Here is a 19937-nt window from a genome sequence, read left to right on the forward strand (position 1 = left end):
GGCGAAGGGGGAGTGGAGGGCGTGTTCAGCGTTGCTTGAGAATCACCAGGGTCAGGTCGTCGTACAGGGTCTGGCTGCCGATGTGGCGCTTGACGTCGGCCACGATGGCGTCCTTGATGGTTTCCGCGCTGTCGCGGTGATGGGCGGCGACCAGGCCGGCCAGGCGCTCCAGGCCGTAGAGGCGATGGGCTTCGTCGGCGGCCTCGGTGATGCCGTCGGTGTAGAGCACCACCACGTCGTCCTGGTGCAGGTCGAGGCGGATTTCGCCGACGAATTCGGCGACTTCCTCGATCAGCCCGATGGGGAAGCCCAGGCTGTCGGTGTCGATGATTTCTACCTGACCGTCGCGGCGCACGATGACCACCGATTCGTGCTGGCCGCTGATGCGCAGCCGGCCGCGCGCGGCGCCGTCGTGCAGGCTGTGGTAGTCGAGCAGGGCCAGGGTGAGGTTCTTGCCGCAGCCCATGCGCTGGACGTTGTTGTAGATGGTGCTGTTGAGCACGTCCATGACGCGCACCATGTCCTCTTCGCGGGCGGTGAGCATGGTGCGCACCGCGCTCTGCGTCATCAGCATCACCACGCCGCTCTCCAGGCCGTGGCCGGTGACGTCGCCGATGCCGATGCGCACGCCGCCGGCATGGCTGAGGATGTCGTAGTAGTCGCCGCCGACCTCGCTGGCCGGTTCCATGTAGGTGGCGATGTCGAGGGATTCGATGGCGTCCAGCTCGGCGCGCGAGGGCAGCAGGATCTGCTGGATGCGGCGCGAGACGTCGAGCTCCGCGCCCAGCCGGGTGTTCTCGTCACGGGCGCGGTCGCGCTGTTCCAGGCCGCGCTGGAAGGCCTGCATCAGTTCGTCCAGGCTGTGCACGATCTGGCCCAGTTCGTCGCGCTGGTGCCCGCGCAGGCTGGGCCTGGGCCAGGCCCCGGGACGGGCCGGGTCGATGCGGGTGATGGCGGCGTGCAGCGCGAGCAGCGGGCGGGTGATCATGAAGTAGAAGATCAGCACCACCAGCGCGGAGATCACCAGCGCCTTGACCAGCCCCACCGCCACCAGCACGCGGCCGCGCTGGTTGAAGCTGGCGGCGATCTCGCCGGCGTCGAGCGCCACTTCCAGGCGGCCGACGTCGTTGGCGCCGGTCGGGGCGCTGCCGTGCTTGAGCGCGATGCCGTAGGCGGTGATGTCGCCGAACAGGAAATGCACCAGGGCGCCGGCGGGGGCGCCGTCCTCGCGGTCGCGCTGGGCGATGACCTTGCCGAAGTTGTCGCGCAGCACGACCTGCTTCATCTCGTGATAGGCGAACAGGCCGTCCACCACCTGAGCGGCCAACTGATCGTTGAACAGATAGGCGGCTTCCGCAGCGGGACCGTGTACGAGCTGCAGCGTGCGCTCGGTCTGCGCGCGGATCTCGGCGCGCATGGACTTCCAGTCCGAGTAGAGTTCGATCGCCCCGGCGAGCAGGCCGAGCAGCAGCACGATGAGCAGGGTGGCCGCCGCCTGACGGAAGGTCAGGCCGTGCATGAGCGGGGTGCGCTCGCCGGCGGTGCGGGCAGCGGAGTCGGGGGCGCTCACGGCTGGGGGTCGGGCTCAGTCGAACACGAGTTCGAGCGCTGGCATCAGGCGCTTGAGGTTGTTGAGCGACTTGCCCTGCCACGGAATGGCGTTGGAGCCGCGGATGGTCAGCGCGCAGTCCTTGCGGTTGCGGGCGTTGATGACGAACTTGGACAGCGTGGCGATGCCCGAGCTGTTGAGGAACTCGAGTCCGGTGAGGTCTACGGTGAGGGTGGAGCGCCCGTCGAGGGATTCGTCCAGCAGTTGCGAAATGGGGGCGTATTCGCTGAGCCCGCCCAGACGCAGCGAGCCGGCGAGCCGGATGCTGCTGTCCCCGCTGTCGAAATCGACCTTGTAGCCGTCGCCTTCGAGTGACTTCATCTGCACGTGCTCCATCATAATTTCAGGGTGACCTGGGTGATGACGCGGTAGCCTCCGTCGTGGCCGGCTTCGAAGCGCCAGGCCAGTTCGGCACCGTAGTCGTTGATCATGGTGAGGTAGCCGAGCCCGGCCGTGTCTTCCGACAGGGCGTTGCGTTCGAGCTGCTCCAGGTACAGTTCGCCGGGGTCGGCCTCCCGCAGCCGGGCGATGAAGGCGCGGAAGGCGGCGGCGTTGTCGGCGCTGGCGCCGTTGCTTTCCTGGAACACGATCTGCTCGTCGTCCAGGCTGAGGATGGTGATCGGCTCGGGCTGGCCCGCGTCGTGGAACTTCATCGCGTTCTCGAGCAGTTCGTTGGCGATGTAGCTCACGGCGCCGCGGATTTCCGCCTGGCGGTGGCGGGTTTCGGGGATGTCGTCATCGAGCGGAAAGAAGGTGGTGACGTAGTCGCCCAGGAAATCGGCCGACAGGCCGTTGTTGCGCCAGCGCTGCTTGAGGGGGAGATGGCCGGGCCAGAACGACAGGTTGAGCGATTCGGCGTCCCGGCCGGGGCGGATATCGACGAAGTGGCCGAAGTCTTCGGTCATCGGTGTGCTCCTGGTCGATGGGGTCTCATGCTGCGATCCGGTTGCGGCCCTGCTGCTTGGCAAGGTAGAGCAGGCGGTCGGTTTCCGCGAACAGCGTGCCCTGGTCGTCGTCCTGCGGCAGACAGGCGGCCACGCCGATGCTCAGCGTGAGCACGCCGAAGGGCGAACCTTCATGCAGGAGCGGGGTGCCGGACAGCCGTTCCATGATGTGATTGGCGACCAGGCGGCCGCCGGCCAGATCGGTGTTGGGCAGCAGCAGCACGAATTCCTCGCCGCCGTAGCGGGCGGCGAGGTCGCCCTCGCGCCGCAGCACGCCGCGCAGCAGTTCGGACAGTGCGCGCAGACAGTCGTCCCCGGCGGGATGGCCGTAGCGGTCGTTGTAGTCCTTGAAGTGGTCCACGTCGCACACCAGCATGCACAGCGGCTGCTGTTCGCGCCGGGCGCGCTTCCATTCGCGGGCGATGGCCTCGTCGAGCATGCGCCGGTTGGCCAGCCCGGTGAGCGAGTCCTGGCGCGCGTCGTTTTCCGCTTCGATGTAGCGGCCGAGCCACTGCAGGTCGATCTGGTCGGCGTGCTCGGTAATGGTCTGCAGCACCACTTCCAGGTCGCGGCTCTTCTGCGTGATGGTGGCGACCAGGTCGCGCAACTGCCTTTCCACCGTCAGGCGTTCGCGCACTTCCTGCTGCAACTGGCGGTTGGCCGTCTCCAGTTGCGATTCGATCGCGTCGCCGTGCTCGATCGCGGTGGTCAGCGCGATCTCCAGGTCGTTGCGCTCCTGCTGCAGGTGGTCGACCATCTCCTGCAGCTCGGCCAGCGTCTGCTCGATGTCGAGGACCTTCACGTAGGGGGCGGGGCCGGGCATGAAGCGAGAGGGGGCTTGTTGTTGTTCGCTTGGTGTGGGGGTGCCGGACGTGCATGCAGACGGCCGATACGCCGCGGAAGAGGCGTAAATGCTTGTCTGCCCGGCGATTTTCCATGACAAAACGGCATGCCGCAAGCGCGTTCCACGCGCAACTCTGATGTGGACCGTGACGTAGTTCCTATGTGGACTGCTTGATGGCGAGCAGCGCCTGGTTGCGCAGTGTACGCAGCAACTGCAGTTCCTTTTCCGTGATCACGATCTCGTTGGCATGCTGCTTGTCGGCATAGATCAGCGCGACCGGGTTGGATTTGACCGTGAGCGGGAAGAGCACGAAAGTCCTGGCCGACGACGCCTTGCGGTACCAGTCCGGGATGCGGTCCGCGATCTTGATGTCGTCGATGTCGCTGATCAGGATGTCCACGCCCTTGGAGGTGGCGGCGTGGAAGATGTCCGGCGTGAACTTCAGCGTGAAGCGGAAGCTGCGCGCGAGTTCGTTGGCCTCCGGCCCGAAGCCGAAGCGGCCCAGCATGGTGTCGCTGCGGGCGTCCTTGATGCACAGCAGCACGCGGCGGAAGCCCATGGCGCGGTACATGGTTTCGAGGATGATGCGCAGGATGTCGTTGAGCCTGAAGTCCGACACCAGCGTGTTGCTGATGTCCTGGATGCCGGCGGTCAGCACGGCCTGCGCATCGACGGCCTTCTGGCCCGCGCCGGAGAAGTCGTCGGTGTCCAGGCCCACCGGCGACTCGTGGCCGAGCACCGCGTCGGCGAGCGCCGCGTCGCCGAGTATCGTGGGCGGCTCGGCCGCGCCGTTGCCTGCGTAGCGGCGCAGATGCTGGCCGAACTGGGTTTGGCGGAGGTTGATGCGGACGATCTGGGCGAAGTCGGTGATCTCGCCGATCGAGCGGGCGATGCACTCCTGCAGGCTCCTGTCTTCCACCTTGAGGCCTTCGCCGTAGCGGGCCTTGATGCGGGCCAGTTCCTTGTCCCGTTCGTGCGGCGGCAGCGTGGCGATGGCCTGGCACAGGTCGTTGGAATAGGCCGACAGGGTGCGCAGCCGTTCTTCCGGGGTGCGCGGAGGGCGCACGGTGCCGGCCGGCGGTCGCTGCATGCTGTTGACGATGAGCGCCGGGAAGCCCCAACTGCGGGCGATGCCGATGCCCAGTTCCTCGAAGCCGATGCCGAGCACGCGCTGGGCGGCCGTCGTCTCGGTGCAGCCCTTCTGTACGATCAGGTTGCGGACCTCCTCCGATTCCTCGGGGAAGTAGAACTGCGCGAGCAGGCGGCCCAGATTGTGGAAGACGGCGCAGATGTACGCCTGTTCCAGGTCGCGCGTACCGAGCAGCGCGGCGATGTCCTTGGCGAGCAGGCCGGCCAGGTTCGCGCGCAGGAACTCTTCCTTGAGCTGGCCGGCGTTGGCCTTGTCCTGCAGATGCTCGAACAGCAGCACGGTGATGGCGATGTTGCGCACCGCGTCGAAGCCCAGCACGATCACCGCGCGCGAGATGGTGCTGATGCTGCCGCCGCCGGCCTGGCGGAAGTGGGCGGAATTGACCAGGCGCAGAATCTTGTTGGTGAGCGAGAAGTCGCGCAGGATGGTCAGCGACAGCTTGTTGATCGACTCGGTCTCGTCCGAGGCGATGCGGTTGATGGCGCTGACCGATTCCGACAGGGCCGGGAAATCGCTCTTGTGGCGCATGCGGCGCAGCAGGAAGTCTACCGTGCTCTGCGCCGCTTCGCCCCTGGCGGCTTCCGTCTCCGGCGGCGCGAGGTAGGCCAGCAGCGCCTGGCGGAACTCCCCGGCGCTGCGGAAGCGGTCGGCCGGGTCGTGGGCCGCCGCCCGCAGCGCGATGGCGGCGAGGCGTTCGTCCACGTGCACGTCCGCGGGCAGGGCGGCCGGGGCCGCGGCGATGCGGTCCATGATCGCCTGCACGCTGGCGCCCTGGAATACGCGCCGTCCGGTAAGCATTTCGATCAGGATCAGGCCGGCGGCGAAGACGTCGGTCTGCTCGCTCACGGTGCGCGCGGAGACGTATTCCGGGGCCATGTAGGAGGGCGTGCCGGAGAACTCCCCGGGCGTACCCCCGCCCCGGTCCACGCGCCGGGCGATGCCGAAATCCATCACCCGCGGCGTGCCGCCGCCGTCGATGAGCACGTTGCTCGGCTTGAGGTCGCGATGGATCACCCCTTCGCTGTGGGCATGGGCGACCGCGGCGAGAATGTCGGCCATCAGCGCGGCCGCGCGCGGAGCGGGCAGGGGGCCTTCGCGCGTCGTCAGGCGCGCCAGGCTCTCGCCGGGGACGTACTCGAACACTAGGTACAGGTCGCCGCCCTGTTCGCCGGCCTCGAAGATGGGCACGATGCCGGGATGGCGCAGCTTGCTGACGATGCGGGCCTCGGCGAGCAGATCCACGTTCTGGCGGTCGCTGGCTTCGGCGAAGTGCATGGTCTTGACCGCGACCTCGCGCTCCAGGTGCGGATCGAAGGCCAGATAGACCACGCTCTGGGTTCCGCGGCCCAGTTCCTTCCTGATTTCGAAACGGCCGATGCTTTCGCCCATGGTGCTCTGTCGTGGTCCGGCGGCCTGCGCCTGCAGCCGTGCAACGTATTACAAATGTGCGAAACGGTCCAGCGCGAAAAAGCCGCCGATTGCGGCTAGAATCCCCGCGCCCCGGAATTCTCAGTGGAAGCACTCATGAAGCGCATCGAAAACGCATTCGAACACCTGCTGTTCTCCAGCCGCTGGCTGATGGCACCGATCTATCTCGGCCTGGTGCTGGCCATGGTGGTGCTGCTGGTGAAGTTCGCCAAGGAAATCTTCGGCCTGGTCGACCACATCATGACGGCGACCGGCAGCGAGATGATCATCGGCGTGCTGTCCCTGGTGGACATCGCGCTGATCATGAACCTGTTGATCATCATCATGTTCAGCGGCTACGAGAACTTCGTCTCCAAGATGGACGACCTCCACGGCCACCAGGACCGCCCGGAATGGATGGGGCACATCGGCTTCTCCGATCTCAAGATCAAGCTGATCGGCTCCATCGTGGCGATCTCGGGGATCGAGCTGCTGAAGGCCTTCATGAACGTCGAGCACACGACCGGGGAAATCAACCATCAGCGCCTCGGCTGGATGGTCGGCATCCACGTCACCTTCCTCTTTTCCGGCGTGATGTACGCCCTGATGGACAGGCTGGGCGGCAAGGGGCACTGAGGCGCCGGCCGGCGCCTCCGGCCGGGTCAGACGTGCAGGCGGTCGAGCAGTTCGCGTTCCACGCGCACCACCTGCGCCTCCTGCGACAGGCCGCCGCCGGACAGCAGGAAGGTGTCTTCCACCCGTTCGCCCAGCGTGGCGATCTTCGCCGTCTGCACGTTGATGCCGTGCCTGGCGAGCACTTCGGCCACGCCGAAGAGCAGCCCGGGGCGGTCCGCCGCGGTCAGCGACAGAATATGGTGCCGTCCGGCCTCGTCGGCACGGATGCTCACCTGCGGAGTGATGGGGAAATGCTTGACCTGGCGCGACAGGCGTCCGTCGGCCGGGCGTTCGATGGGCGCATCGGGGCGGTTCAGGCGCTGGGCCAGTTCGTGCTCGATGAGGGTCACCACGTCGCGGTAGTTCGTGTCCGGGCCGGCGCTCTGCAGCATGAAGCTGTCCAGCGCGTAGCCGTGCCGCGTGGTGTGCACCTTGGCGTCCAGGATGCTGAAGCCGAGGCGGCCGAAGAAGCCGGTGAGGCGCACGAAGAGATCGGCCTGGTCGCGGGTGAACACCATGACCTGCACCCCATCCTCTTCCTCCGCCACCCGCGCCTTGACCACCGCCTCGTCGGCTTCGGTGCGGTAGTAGAGCACGCGGGTGTGCCAGGCGATCTCCTCGGCCGAGTGGCGCATGAAGTACACCGCGTCGAGCTGCTCCCACAGGGCGTCCTCGACGCCCGGGCGCAGGCCGTAGAAACGCAGCATGTTGCGGGCGTCCTCGAGGCGGTCGTCCAGGCCCAGGGCCTGCTGGGGCGTGGCGCCGCGCAGCAGGCGCTGGGTGGCGAAGAAGAGGTCTTCCAGCAGCTTGCCCTTCCAGCCGTTCCAGACCTTGGGGCTGGTGCCGCGGATGTCGGCGTGGGTGAGGAGGTAGAGCGCGGTGAGCCGGCGTTCGTCGCCGACGATGTCGGCGAAGCGGCGCACCACGTCGGGGTCGGAGGTGTCCTCCTTCTGCGCCACGTGGCTCATGGTCAGGTGGTGCTCCACCAGCCATACCACGAGTCCGGTGTCTTCGGCGGACAGGCCGTGCTGTTCACAGAACTCGCGCGCGTCCTCCATGCCCAGCCTGGAGTGGTCGCCGCCGCGTCCCTTGGCGATGTCGTGGAACAGCGCCGCCGCGTAGAGCAGCCAGTGGCGCTCGAAGGCCAGGATCAGCCGCGTCATCAGCGGGTATTCGTGGGCGTGCTCGCCCATGGTGAAGCGGCGTACGTTGCGCAGCACCATCATGATGTGCTGATCCACGGTGTAGGCGTGGAAGAGGTCGTGCTGCATCTGGCCGACGATGCGCCGCCAGGCCGGCAGGTAGTGGCCCAGGACGCCGTACTGGTTCATGCGCCGGAACTCGTGCACGATGCCGCGCTTCTGCTGCAGTATCTGCAGGAACAGCGCGCGGTTGGCGGGGTCGGCGCGGAAGGCGGCATTGATCCGCTTGCGCGCCAGCCACAGGGCGCGCAGGGTGCGCGCGGTCATGCCTTTCAGCTCGGAGCGCTGCTGCAGGATCAGGAAGCATTCCAGCAGGGCCGAGGGGTGCTGCTCGAACACCTGTTCGTGGCGGACGTCGAGCAGTTCGCGCACGGCCTGGAAATGCGGGTTGATGACGATGGCCGGGCCGCCGCGGTCGTCGAAGATCTCGGTGCCGTAGTTCTGCAGCAGGATGGTGTTGATCTGCGTGACCTTCTTCGCGGTCAGGTAGTAGCGCTGCATCAGCACCTCCGAGGCGCGCTTGGCCGCGGTGGCCTCGATGCCCATGATGCGGGCGAGCTTTTCCTGGTGGTCGAAGAGCAGGCGGTCCTCGGAGCGCCGGGTCAGGTAGTGCAGGCGGATGCGCAGGTGCTGCAGGAAGCGTTCCACGCTGCGCAGGTCGGCCGCCTCTTCGCCGGTGATCAGGCGCCGGCGCGCGAGTTCGCGCCAGTTGCGCCCCAGCCCCGCGGCGCGGGCGATCCAGCCCAGCATCTGCAGGTCGCGCAGGCCACCCGGGCTCTCCTTGCAGTTGGGCTCCAGGCTGTAGGGGGTGTCGTTGTAGCGCGCGTAGCGCTGTTCCTGCTCGAGCTGCTTGGCCTTGAAGAAGGCGCGCACGTCGAGCATTTCGCGGTAGCGCGCGGAGAACTCGTCGAACAGGTCGGCGTTGCCGGTGAGCAGGCGCGCTTCGAGCAGGTTGGTCTGCACCGTGATGTCCTGCGCCGCGGCGTCTAGGCATTCGTCCGGGGTGCGCACGCTGTGGCCGATCTCCAGGCCCACGTCCCACAGGGCGCCGACCAGCGTGGACAGCCGCGCCTGCAGATCCGCACCGGCGGGCGCGGGCAGCAGCACCAGCAAATCCACGTCCGAACAGGGGAACAGCTCGCCGCGCCCGTAGCCGCCCACGGCCACCAGCGCCGCCTGGGCGGGCAGGCCGCAGCTCTGCCACAGGCGGACGATGGCCTCGTCCACCATGCGCGCGCGTCCCTTGAGCACGGTCGCGGTGCGCGGATGCGCTTCATACGCAGCGCGCAGGGCCTCGCCGCCATGCACGAGCTGCTCGCGCGTGGTGGCGATGGCGTCGCGCAGGCCGTCGATGGAGATCGCCGGAGCGTTCATCGCGGCGGCCTCAGGCCGCCGGGGCGAGGAGATGGGCGGCGAAGGCGGGGGGCGGCGGGCACTCGGCGGACAGGGTGAGAATCTCGACGCCGGTCTCGGTGACCACCACGGTGTGCTCCCACTGCGCCGACAGGCTGCGGTCCTTGGTGACGATGGTCCAGCCGTCCGGCAACTCGGAGATGGCCGCCTTGCCGGCGTTGATCATGGGCTCGATGGTGAAGATCATGCCGGGCAGCAGTTCCACGCCGGTGCCGGCCTTGCCGTAGTGCAGCACCTGCGGCTCCTCGTGGAACTTGCGGCCGATGCCGTGGCCGCAGAATTCGCGCACCACCGAAAAGCCGTTGCCTTCCGCATGCTTCTGGATGACGGCGCCGATGTCGCCCAGGCGTGCGCCGGGCTTCACCACCGAGATGCCCAGCCACATGCATTCGAAGGTCACCTGGCACAGGCGCTTGGCGAGGATGCTGCCGTCGCCGCCGACGATGAACATGCGGCTGGTGTCGCCGTGGAAACCCTCCGGCGTGATGATGGTGATGTCCAGGTTGACGATGTCGCCCTTCTTGAGCGCCTTGTCGCCGGGGATGCCGTGGCAGACCTGGTGGTTGACCGAGGTGCAGATGGCCTTGGGGTAGGGCGTGTAGCCCGGCGGGGCATAGTTGAGCGGCGCCGGTACGGTGTTCTGCACCTGGACCATGTATTCGTGGCACAGGCGGTCGAGTTCGGCGGTGGTGACGCCGGGCTTGATGAAGGGTTCCACATAGTCGAGCACTTCCGCCGCCAGGCGGCAGGCGGTGCGCATTTGTTCCGTTTCTTCGGGGGTCTTGATGGTGATGCTCATCTCGTCGGGGGTAACCGTAAAAGCGTGAAGGCTAGCGCATGCGCCCTTTCCGGGCAAATCCGGGCGGCCCTGCGCCTTGAGTGCGGCAATGAACAGGTGCTATCATCTCGCTCTTGTCTGCCGGCCTCGGCAGGCAAAATCCACACGCCCGGCAGAGCACCGACAGGGTCCGTCTGCAGGCGGGGGCCAGACCAGCTCCCGAGACGGTTCGGGCTGCGAGCACGCGAGTGTTCGGCAGCCATGCCGGGCGGAGGTTCAACCCTTTGATTCGGAGTTTCACCATGACTGTCACGATGCGCCAGATGCTCGAAGCGGGCGTCCACTTCGGCCACCAGACCCGTTTCTGGAACCCGCGCATGGCCCCCTACATCTTCGGCCAGCGCAACAAGATCCACATCGTCAACCTCGAAAAGACCATGGCCAAGTACCTGGAAGCCATGGGCTACGTGCGCAAGCTCGCCGCCAACCGCGGCACCATCCTGTTCGTCGGCACCAAGCGCCAGGCGCGCGAGATCGTTGCCGAGGAAGCCCGCCGTGCCGGCATGCCCTACGTGGATGAGCGCTGGCTGGGCGGCATGCTGACCAACTTCAAGACGGTCAAGCAGTCCATCAAGCGCCTGAAGGAAATGGAAGCCATGATCGAGGACGGCTCCATCGAGCGCCTGTCCAAGAAGGAAGCCCTGCTGGCCTCCCGCGAGCTGGAAAAGCTGCAGAAGTCCATCGGCGGCATCAAGGACATGGGCGGCCTGCCGGACGCCCTGTTCGTGATCGACGTGGGCTACCACAAGATCGCCGTGACCGAAGCCCAGAAGCTGGGTATCCCGGTGGTGGCCGTGGTGGACACCAACCACTCGCCGGAAGGCATCGATTACCTGATCCCGGGCAACGACGACTCGTCCCGTGCCATCCGCCTGTACGCCCGCGGCGTGGCCGACGCGGTGCTGGAAGGCCGCAGCCAGTCGCTGCAGGAAGTCGTGGCCGCCGGCGGCGACGAATTCGTCGAAGTCGAGGAAGAGGCGGGCGCAGGCGAGGAAGCCTGAGCGCCGCCCTGCGCAGGAATCGAACGCCCCGCCGCCCGCGGCGGGGCGTCAGCAAGTCTTAAACGGAATCTCAGGAGTTAGCATGGCGGAAATCACCGCAAGCATGGTCAAGGAACTGCGCGAGAAGACCGATGCGCCGATGATGGAATGCAAGAAGGCACTGACCGAAGCCGGCGGCGACATGGCCAAGGCCGAAGAAGTGCTGCGCATCAAGCTCGGCAACAAGGCCTCCAAGGCCGCCGCGCGCGTCACCGCCGAAGGCATCGTCGGCACCTACCTGTCGGCCGACGGCAAGCTGGCTGCGCTGGTCGAACTGAACTGCGAGACCGACTTCGTCGCCAAGAACGACGACTTCATCGCGCTCGCCGCCTCGCTCGCCGCGCTGGTCGCCGCCAAGAACCCGGCCGATGTCGAGGCGCTGTCCGCGCTCGAACTCGAAGGCCAGTCCGTCGAAGCCTTCCGCACCGCGCTGGTGGGCAAGATCGGCGAGAACATCACCATCCGCCGCTTCACCCGTATCGAAGCCAAGGGCCGCGTGGCGAGCTACGTGCATGCCGGCGCCAAGATCGGCGTGCTGGTGGATCTGGTCGGCGGCGACGAACAGCTCGCCAAGGATCTGGCCATGCACATCGCCGCTTCCAAGCCGAAGAGCCTGGACGCTTCCGGCGTGTCCCAGGACCTGATCGACGCCGAGCGCCGCATCGCCATCGAGAAGGCCCGCGAAGCCGGCAAGCCGGACGCGATGCTGGACAAGATCGCCGAAGGCACGGTGCAGAAGTTCCTCAAGGAAGTGACCCTGCTCGGCCAGCCCTTCGTCAAGGACGACAAGCAGACCGTGGAAGCCCTGCTGAAGGCGCGTGGCGCCTCGGTGGCGGCCTTCGTGCTGTACGTGGTCGGCGAAGGCATCGAGAAGAAGGTCACCGACTTCGCCGCCGAAGTGGCCGAACAGGCCGCCGCTGCCGCCAAGAAGTAAGAGGCCGTCCATGAGTGCCGCCGCCTACAAGCGCATCCTGCTCAAGCTCTCCGGCGAAGCCCTGATGGGCGACGACGCCTACGGCATCAACGAGGACGTCGTCAGCCGCATCGTCGCCGAGATCGGCGACGTGGTCCGCCTGGGCGTACAGGTGGGGGTGGTGATCGGCGGTGGCAACATCTTCCGCGGCATGAGCGGCGCGGCCCGCGGCATGGACCGCGCCACCGCGGACTACATGGGCATGCTGGCCACGGTGATGAACGCCATGGCCCTGGCCGACGCCATGCGCCGAGCCGATCTGGAGGCGCGCGTGCAGTCCGCGCTGCGCATCGACCAGGTGGTCGAGCCCTACATCCGCGGGCGCGCCATCCGCCATCTGGAAGAGGGGCGGGTGGTGATCTTCGCCGCCGGCACCGGCAACCCCTTCTTCACCACCGATACCGCCGCCGCGCTGCGCGGCTCGGAGATCGGCGCACAGATCGTGCTGAAGGCCACCAAGGTGGATGGCGTGTATACCGCCGATCCCAAGAAGGACCCGGACGCCCAGCGCTACCACCGCATCAGCTTCGACGAGGCCATCGGCCGCAATCTGGCGGTGATGGACGCCACTGCCTTCGCCCTGTGCCGCGACCAGAAGCTGCCGATCAACGTGTTCTCGATCTTCAAGCCCGGCGCGCTGCGGCGCGTGGTGATGGGCGAGGACGAGGGCACCCTGGTTCATTCCTGAGGATTCGAGCATGATCCCCGAACTCAAGAAAACGACCGAACACAAGATGCACAAGTCGATCGAGGCGCTCAAGGCCGATCTGGCCAAGGTGCGTACCGGCCGTGCCCACACCGGCCTGCTCGATCACGTGACGGTGGAGTACTACGGCTCCCCGGTGCCGATCAACCAGGTGGCCAACGTCACCCTGATCGACGCGCGCACCATCGGCGTGCAGCCGTGGGAAAAGAACATGGTCTCCAAGGTGGAGAAGGCCATCCGCGACTGCGACCTGGGCCTCAACCCGGCCGCCCAGGGCGAGCTGATCCGCGTGCCGATGCCGGCGCTCACCGAGGAGCGCCGCCGCGACCTGACCAAGGTGGTGCGCCACGAGGGCGAGACCGCCAAGGTCGCCGTGCGCAACCTGCGCCGCGATGCCAACCAGCAGCTCAAGGACGCGGTCAAGGACAAGCTGATCAGCGAGGACGAGGAGCGCCGCGCCGAGGACGAGATCCAGAAGCTCACCGACCGCTCCGTGGCCGAGATCGACAAGCTGCTCGCGCAGAAGGAACAGGAGCTGATGCAGATCTGATCCGCCAGGATCGTTCTGCAACGGCTCCTTCCTTTCTCCAGGGCGCGCGGCTTACATGGCGGATTCCTCCTTCACCAGCTCCACCCGGGCGATTCCCGAGGTGTCCGCCGTGCCGCGCCACATCGCCATCATCATGGATGGCAACGGCCGCTGGGCGCGCAAGCGCATGATGCCGCGGGTGGCCGGCCATACGCGGGGGGTCGAGGCGGTGCGCGGAGTGATCCGCGCCTGCATGGAACGCGGCGTCGCCTACCTGACCCTGTTCGCCTTCAGTTCCGAGAACTGGCGCCGCCCCCCGGACGAAGTGTCCTTCCTGATGCAGCTCTTCATGCGCTCGCTGCAGAAAGAGGTGGACCGCCTGCACAAGAACGGCATCCGCTTCCGCGTCATCGGCGATCTGTCGCGCTTCGATGCCAAGCTGGTGGACATGATCCGCCGCGCCGAAGAACTCACCGCCGCCAACGACCGCCTGACCCTCACCGTCGCCGCCAACTATGGCGGACGCTGGGAAATCCTGCAGGCCGTCAACCGCATGCTGGAGCTCCATCCGGAGCGGAGCGGCGAGTTCACCGAGGACGAGCTCGCCGCCGAACTGGCGATGAACTACGCGCCGGAGCCGGATCTCTTCATCCGCACCGGCGGCGAGCAGCGCATCAGCAATTTCCTGCTCTGGCAACTGGCCTACGCCGAGCTGTACTTCACCGACACGCTGTGGCCGGATTTCGACGCCCAGGCGCTCGATACGGCGATCGCCTCCTATCAGCGCCGGGAACGGCGCTTCGGCCGCACCAGCGAACAACTGCAGAAATCCCCGTCGGCGGCCGAATCGGGTGGCCATGCTTAAGACACGGGTCATCACGGCGGTACTGCTGCTGGGCGCCCTGCTGGGCGCCGTCTTCTATCTGCCCCCGCTGGCCTGGCTGGCCCTGTCCGCGCTGATCTGCGGCGCGGGGGGGTGGGAGTGGGGCGGGCTTACGCGCCTGGCTGGTACGCCACGCATCGTGTTCGCCGTGCTGCTCGGGCTGCTCTGCCTGGTCGTCGGCTGGGTTGTCGGGCTGGGCGAGGCGGGCGGGCGGGCGCCGTTCGCCCTCGGTGGGCTGTACCTGCTCGGTGCCGTGTTCTGGCTCGTCGCCGTGCCGCTGTGGCTGCGCCGCAAGTGGCAGGTGCAGGGCATGGGTGCGGCGGTCGCCGTGGGTGCGATCGTGCTGCTGCCGCCCGCGCTGGTGCTGGCGCAACTGCGCCAGCTCGGCCCCTGGCTGCTGCTGGCCGCGCTGGCGATCTGCTGGGTGGCCGACATCGCCGCCTATTTCGCCGGCCGCGCCTTCGGCCGCCGCAAGCTGGCCCCGGCCATCAGCCCCGGCAAGACCTGGGAAGGCGCCTGGGGCGCGCTGGCCGGCGTGCTCGCATACGGCTTCGTCGCCGTGTGGCAGCTCTTTGCGCCGGCCTGGTCGGTGGGCGGAGTGGTGGCGCTGGCGCTGGCACTCGCGGCCCTCACCGCGGTCAGCATCGTCGGCGACCTGTTCGAATCCCTGCTCAAGCGCCAGGCCGGCATGAAGGACAGCGGCACGCTGCTGCCCGGCCACGGCGGCATCCTCGACCGTATCGACAGCCTGACGTCCACCCTGCCGCTGGTGGGCCTTGCGGCGCTCTGCTATGCTCGCTGATTCATGACCCGCAGCCCACAGCGCATCACCATCCTCGGTGCCACCGGCTCCATCGGCATGTCCACGCTGGACGTGGTCGGCCGCCACCCCGAGCGTTTCCAGGTCTTCGCGCTCACCGCCCAGCGCCAGGCCGACCGCCTGTTCGAGCAATGCCTGCGCTTCACGCCGCGCATCGCCGTGCTGGGCGACGAGGCTGCGGCGGCCGGACTACGCACCCGCCTCGCCGGAGCCGGCAGCCGTACCGAGGTGCTCGCCGGAGAGCGGGCACTGACGGAAGTCGCGGCTCACCCGGACGTGGATGCGGTGATGGCGGCCATCGTCGGTGCCGCCGGTCTGCAGCCCACGCTGGCCGCCGCGCGCGCCGGCAAGAAGGTGCTGCTCGCCAACAAGGAGGCGCTGGTGCTTTCCGGGCGCCTGTTCATGGACGCGGTGGCCGCCAGCGGCGCCGTGCTCCTGCCCATCGACAGCGAACACAATGCGGTCTTCCAGGCCCTGCCGGCGGATTTCGGGCGCGACCCGGACGTCCGCGGCGTGCGCCGCATCCTGCTCACCGCCTCGGGCGGACCCTTCCGCACCGCGGCGGCGGCCGATCTGGAAGCGGTCACTCCCGAACAGGCCTGCGCCCACCCCAACTGGGTCATGGGGCGCAAGATTTCGGTGGATTCCGCCACCATGATGAACAAGGGCCTGGAGGTCATCGAGGCGCACTGGCTGTTCGGCGCGCCTGCCGAACGGATCGACGTCGTCGTCCATCCCCAGAGCGTGATCCACTCCATGGTGGAATATGTGGACGGCTCGGTGCTCGCCCAGCTCGGCAACCCGGACATGCGCACGCCCATCGCCCACGCGCTGGCCTGGCCGGAGCGTATCGAGGCCGGCGTGCGCCCGCTGGATCTTTTCGAGATCGCACAACTGAGCTTCGAACGTCCGGACTTCGAGCGCTTCCCCTGCCTGGCGCTGGCCTACCAGGCCCTGCGCGCCGAGGGCGCTGCGCCGGCCGTGCTCAATGCAGCCAACGAAGAGGCGGTAGCGGCCTTCCTCGACAGGAAGCTGGGCTTCCGCCGCATTCCGGAAATCATTGCCGCCGCGCTGGAACGTGCATCCGGGCTGTCGGTCGACTCGCTGGAGGCCGTCCTCGCCACCGATGCGCGGGCGCGTGAGATTGCCCGCCAAGAGATACGCAACCGCCAATGAATCTGTTCAGCTACCTGATCCCCTTTGCTGCCGCGCTCGGCCTGCTGATCCTGATCCACGAGCTGGGCCACTACCTGGTGGCGCGCTGGTGCGGGGTCAAGGTGCTGCGCTTCTCCATCGGCTTCGGCAAGCCCCTGGTAGCCTGGCGCGCCGGCCGGGACGGCACCGAATGGGCGCTGGCCGCGTTTCCGCTCGGCGGCTACGTCAAGATGCTCGACGAGCGCGAGGGCGAGGTGGCGGCCCATGAGCTCCGCCGCGCCTTCAACTGCCAGTCGGTGTATCGCCGCTTCGCCATCGTGGCGGCTGGTCCGCTGGCCAATCTACTGCTCGCCATCGTGCTCTACTGGGGGCTGTTCGCCACCGGCGTGGAGGAGTTGCGCCCACGCCTGGCGGTCGTGGAGAGCGCCAGCGTGGCTGCGGCGGCCGGCGTGCGCGACGGCGACCTGGTGACGGCGGTGGACGGCGAGGCCGTGCATAGCTGGCAGGAACTGCGCTGGGTGCTGCTGCGCCATGCGCTGGACGAACGCCGGGTCACCCTGCAGGTGCGCACGCTGGAAGGCGTGGAAGTCCACCGCCCGCTGGATCTTTCCGGCTTCGCCATAGACGATGGCGAAGATCTCATCGTGCGCATCGGCCTGCGTCCGTGGCGCCCGCTGATCGAGCCGGTGATCGGTGAACTCGTCGCCGACGGTCCGGCCGCTCGCGTTGGCCTGCGCGCCGGCGACCGCTTCGTCGAACTGGGCGGTGCGCCGCTGGATTCGTGGAGCGACCTGGTGGACCGCGTGCGCGCCGCAGCGGGCACGGAACTGCCGGCGGTGGTGGAGCGCGGCGGCGAGCGCATCGCGGTGATCCTGGTGCCGGACGTGGCGGAGGAGGGCGGAGAGCGCATCGGCCGCATCGGCGTCGCGGTGGCGCGTCCGTCCATCGGCGAGCACGACGCACTGTTCGCGGTGGTGCGCTACGGGCCGGTGGACAGCCTGGTCAAGGCCATGCGCCAGACCTGGGAAACCAGCGTGGTATCGGTGCGCATGATCGGACGCATGCTCACCGGCGACGTGTCGTGGAAGAATCTCTCCGGGCCGGTGACCATCGCCGACTATGCGGGGCAGACCGCGCAGCTCGGCTGGGGCCAGTACCTCAAGTTCGTGGCCCTGATCAGCATCAGTCTGGGCGTGCTCAACCTGCTGCCCATTCCGGTGCTGGATGGCGGGCATTTGATGTACTATACGATCGAAATTTTCAAAGGCGGCCCCGTTCCCGAGCGCGTCATGGAGATCGGTCAGCAAATTGGTCTCGTCATCCTCGCAATGCTCATGGCTTTCGCCTTCTACAACGACATATCCCGTCTCGTTTCCGGCTGATACCCGATGAATCGCAAGCTCCTTTCCGGGCTGATGGTGGCCCTTTTTGCGTCCGCGCCGGCCCTCGCGTTCGATCCATTCGTCGTCAGGGACATCCGCGTCGAGGGCATCCAGCGCACCGAAGCCGGCACCGTATTCAACTATCTTCCGGTACGGGTCGGCGACACCTTCAGCGAGGACAAGGCCGCCGAGGCGATCCGGGCGCTGTTCGCCACCGGTTTCTTCCGTGACGTGCGCATCGAAGTCGAGAACGACGTGCTGGTGGTTCTGCTCGACGAACGCCCGGCGATCGCGCAGATCGATTTCGTCGGCGTCAAGGAATTCGACAAGGACGCGCTGAAGAAGGGGCTGGCCGAGGTGGGCCTGGCCGAAGCGCGCATCTTCGACCGTTCGCTGGTCGAACGCGCCGAACAGGAGCTCAAGCGCCAGTACCTGTCCCGCGGCAAGTATTCCGCGGTGATCACCACCACGGTCACCCCGCTCGAGCGCAACCGGGTCGCGGTCAATTTCACCGTGGACGAGGGCGAGGTCGCCAAGATCCGCCAGATCGGCATCATCGGCGCCAAGGCCTTCGACGAGGACGATCTGCTCGACCTGTTCCAGTTGCGCACGCCCGGCTGGCTCACCTGGTACACGAAGAACGACCAGTATTCGCGCCAGAAGCTGTCCGCTGACCTGGAAACCCTGCGTTCGTTCTACCTGGACCGCGGCTACCTGGATTTCAACATCGATTCCACCCAGGTCTCGATCACGCCGGACAAGCGGGACATCTACATCACCGTGAGCATCACCGAAGGCGAGCGCTACACGGTGTCCGGCGTGCGCTACACGGGCGATCTGGTGCTCGACGAGGCCAAGTACCAGGAGGTGACGCAACTGCGTCCCGGCGACGTGTTCTCCCGCGAGAAGCTCACCGAGACCACCAAGGCCATCACCGACCTGCTTGGCAACGAGGGCTACGCCTTCGCCAACGTGAACGCGGCGCCGGAGGTGGACAAGGACAAGCGCGAAGTCGCGTTCATGATCATCGTCGACCCGGGCCGCCGGGTGTATGTGCGCCGCATCAACGTGGGCGGCAACACCAAGACCCGCGACGAGGTCGTGCGCCGCGAGATGCGCCAGATGGAAGGCGGCTGGTACGACGCCGCGGCCATCAACCGCTCGCGCACCCGCGTCGAGCGCCTGGGCTTCTTCGACGAAGTCAACGTGGAGACGCCGGCGGTGCCGGCCACCACCGACCAGGTGGACGTCAATTTCACCGTCAAGGAACGCCCCACCGGCAACCTGATGCTGGGCGCGGGCTTCTCCAGTTCGGAAAAGGTTACCTTCCAGGCTTCGATCTCGCAGCAGAACCTGTTCGGCAGCGGCAATGCGCTGACCCTGGGGCTGAACACCAGCAAGACCAGCCGGACCTACGCCCTGTCGTTCACCAATCCGTACTACACGGTGGACGGCGTGAGTCTGGGCTGGGACCTCTACCACCGCACCTACGATCCGTCCGAATCGTATTCGATCTCCCCCTACAAGACGGTGTCCACCGGCGCCGGGCTACGCATCGGCTATCCGATCAGCGAGGATGACCAGATCAATTTCGGCATCGCCGCCGACCGCACCGAGATCGAGACCTACCAGGAAAGCACCTTCCGCTACCGCGACTTCTGCGTCGACTTCGGCTGCAGTTCCAATGTCACCGATCGCAACGACCCGCAGTACGGCGTCGGCAAGGTCACCGTGAACAGCCTGATGCTCACCGCCGGCTGGTCGCGGGACGGGCGCGACAGCTTCCTTTTTCCGCGCAGGGGCGTGTACCAGAGCCTGTACGCGGAACTGGCCACGCCGCCCGGCAAGCTGCAATACATCAAGGCCGGCTACCAGTACCAGCACTGGTTCCCGATCGGGCGCGACTACGCCCTCATGCTCAACGGCGAGGCCGGCTGGGCCAAGGGCCTGCACGGCAAGCCCATGCCGTTCTACAAGAACTACTACGTCGGCGGCCTGGGTTCGGTGCGCGGCTTCGAACAAAGCTCCATCGGCCCGAAGGACGACGAAGGCGACGCGCTGGGCGGCACCCGCAAGCTGGTCGCCAACGCCGAGTTCTATTTCCCCTTGCCAGGCTCGGGCATGGACCGCTCCTTCCGCGTATCGGCCTTCCTCGATGCCGGCTACGTCTGGGGCGAGGACGCCAACGGCCGTCAGCAGAAGCTGAAGGTCGGCGATCTGCGCTACAGTACCGGTTTGGCTTTCTCGTGGAGCTCACCCATCGGCCCGCTCAAGTTCAGCCTCGGCTTCCCGCTCAAGAAGGAGGACGACGACGAGGTGCAGCGCTTCCAGTTCCAGATGGGCTCGGTATTCTGATCCGGCCGCATG

Annotated in this window: 17 protein-coding genes; 10 read left to right on the plus strand and 7 right to left on the minus strand. The window is 67.1% G+C overall.

Features of this window, described 5'->3' with window-relative positions:
• Positions 1–25: 25 nt before the first annotated feature.
• From E6O51_RS05200 to E6O51_RS05220, 5 genes are all read right to left on the minus strand, one after another.
• On the minus strand, positions 26–1570 hold the full coding sequence (locus E6O51_RS05200; protein WP_211091326.1) for a PP2C family protein-serine/threonine phosphatase: 1545 nt from the start codon (positions 1568–1570) through the stop codon (positions 26–28).
• A gap of 15 nt (positions 1571–1585) precedes the next feature.
• On the minus strand, positions 1586–1930 hold the full coding sequence (locus E6O51_RS05205) for a slr1659 superfamily regulator (RefSeq protein WP_136383903.1): 345 nt from the start codon (positions 1928–1930) through the stop codon (positions 1586–1588).
• Positions 1931–1944: 14 nt separating this feature from the next.
• Positions 1945–2514 carry a slr1658 superfamily regulator gene (locus tag E6O51_RS05210; RefSeq protein ID WP_136383904.1) on the minus strand — a complete coding sequence of 190 codons (570 nt, stop codon included), beginning with the start codon at positions 2512–2514 and terminating at the stop codon, positions 1945–1947.
• Between the two features lie 25 nt (positions 2515–2539).
• Positions 2540–3376 (minus strand): GGDEF domain-containing protein, encoded by an 837-nt coding sequence (locus E6O51_RS05215; protein WP_136383905.1) that lies wholly within the window; start codon positions 3374–3376, stop codon positions 2540–2542.
• A 178-nt stretch (positions 3377–3554) separates the two neighbouring features.
• Positions 3555–5936 carry a serine/threonine protein kinase gene (locus E6O51_RS05220; RefSeq protein ID WP_136383906.1) on the minus strand — a complete coding sequence of 794 codons (2382 nt, stop codon included), beginning with the start codon at positions 5934–5936 and terminating at the stop codon, positions 3555–3557.
• 135 nt (positions 5937–6071) lie between these two features.
• Between E6O51_RS05220 and E6O51_RS05225 the strand changes: the two genes are divergently transcribed.
• Positions 6072–6590: a TIGR00645 family protein gene (locus tag E6O51_RS05225; protein WP_136383907.1), complete on the plus strand. Its 519-nt coding sequence runs from the start codon at positions 6072–6074 to the stop codon at positions 6588–6590.
• Between the two features lie 26 nt (positions 6591–6616).
• Here E6O51_RS05225 and E6O51_RS05230 read toward each other — a convergent pair whose 3' ends face one another.
• Positions 6617–9205: a [protein-PII] uridylyltransferase gene (locus E6O51_RS05230; protein WP_136383908.1), complete on the minus strand. Its 2589-nt coding sequence runs from the start codon at positions 9203–9205 to the stop codon at positions 6617–6619.
• Between the two features lie 10 nt (positions 9206–9215).
• On the minus strand, positions 9216–10043 hold the full coding sequence (map, locus tag E6O51_RS05235; RefSeq protein WP_136383909.1) for a type I methionyl aminopeptidase: 828 nt from the start codon (positions 10041–10043) through the stop codon (positions 9216–9218).
• Between the two features lie 281 nt (positions 10044–10324).
• On the opposite strand from map, the gene rpsB reads away from it, so the two are divergent.
• From rpsB to bamA, 9 genes are all read left to right on the plus strand, one after another.
• Entirely contained in the window at positions 10325–11083 is a 759-nt protein-coding gene (gene rpsB, locus E6O51_RS05240) for a 30S ribosomal protein S2 (protein ID WP_136383910.1), read from the plus strand.
• An 82-nt stretch (positions 11084–11165) separates the two neighbouring features.
• A complete protein-coding gene (gene tsf / locus E6O51_RS05245; RefSeq protein WP_136383911.1) occupies positions 11166–12056 on the plus strand; it encodes a translation elongation factor Ts in 891 nt (296 codons plus the stop codon).
• A gap of 10 nt (positions 12057–12066) precedes the next feature.
• Complete coding sequence (gene pyrH / locus E6O51_RS05250) at positions 12067–12783, plus strand: UMP kinase (protein ID WP_136383912.1); 717 nt, start codon at positions 12067–12069, stop codon at positions 12781–12783.
• A 10-nt stretch (positions 12784–12793) separates the two neighbouring features.
• Positions 12794–13351, plus strand: coding sequence for a ribosome recycling factor (gene frr / locus E6O51_RS05255; RefSeq protein WP_136383913.1), 558 nt, complete (start codon positions 12794–12796; stop codon positions 13349–13351).
• A 55-nt stretch (positions 13352–13406) separates the two neighbouring features.
• Complete coding sequence (locus tag E6O51_RS05260; protein ID WP_168735191.1) at positions 13407–14195, plus strand: isoprenyl transferase; 789 nt, start codon at positions 13407–13409, stop codon at positions 14193–14195.
• Positions 14188–15015 carry a phosphatidate cytidylyltransferase gene (locus E6O51_RS05265; protein ID WP_136383914.1) on the plus strand — a complete coding sequence of 276 codons (828 nt, stop codon included), beginning with the start codon at positions 14188–14190 and terminating at the stop codon, positions 15013–15015. Before E6O51_RS05260 ends, E6O51_RS05265 begins: the two co-directional genes overlap by 8 nt.
• A gap of 3 nt (positions 15016–15018) precedes the next feature.
• A complete protein-coding gene (gene ispC / locus E6O51_RS05270; protein ID WP_136383915.1) occupies positions 15019–16209 on the plus strand; it encodes a 1-deoxy-D-xylulose-5-phosphate reductoisomerase in 1191 nt (396 codons plus the stop codon).
• The gene (gene rseP, locus E6O51_RS05275) at positions 16206–17570 is read left to right on the plus strand and encodes an RIP metalloprotease RseP (protein WP_136383916.1); all 1365 of its coding nucleotides are present in this window, start codon (positions 16206–16208) and stop codon (positions 17568–17570) included. The genes ispC and rseP overlap by 4 nt, the downstream gene beginning before the upstream one ends.
• Before the next feature lie 6 nt (positions 17571–17576).
• A complete protein-coding gene (gene bamA / locus E6O51_RS05280; RefSeq protein ID WP_136383917.1) occupies positions 17577–19925 on the plus strand; it encodes an outer membrane protein assembly factor BamA in 2349 nt (782 codons plus the stop codon).
• Positions 19926–19937 lie beyond the last annotated feature (12 nt).

The organism is Pseudothauera rhizosphaerae (assembly GCF_004801305.1).
In the GTDB taxonomy this organism is placed as follows: Bacteria; Pseudomonadota; Gammaproteobacteria; order Burkholderiales; family Rhodocyclaceae; genus Pseudothauera; species Pseudothauera rhizosphaerae.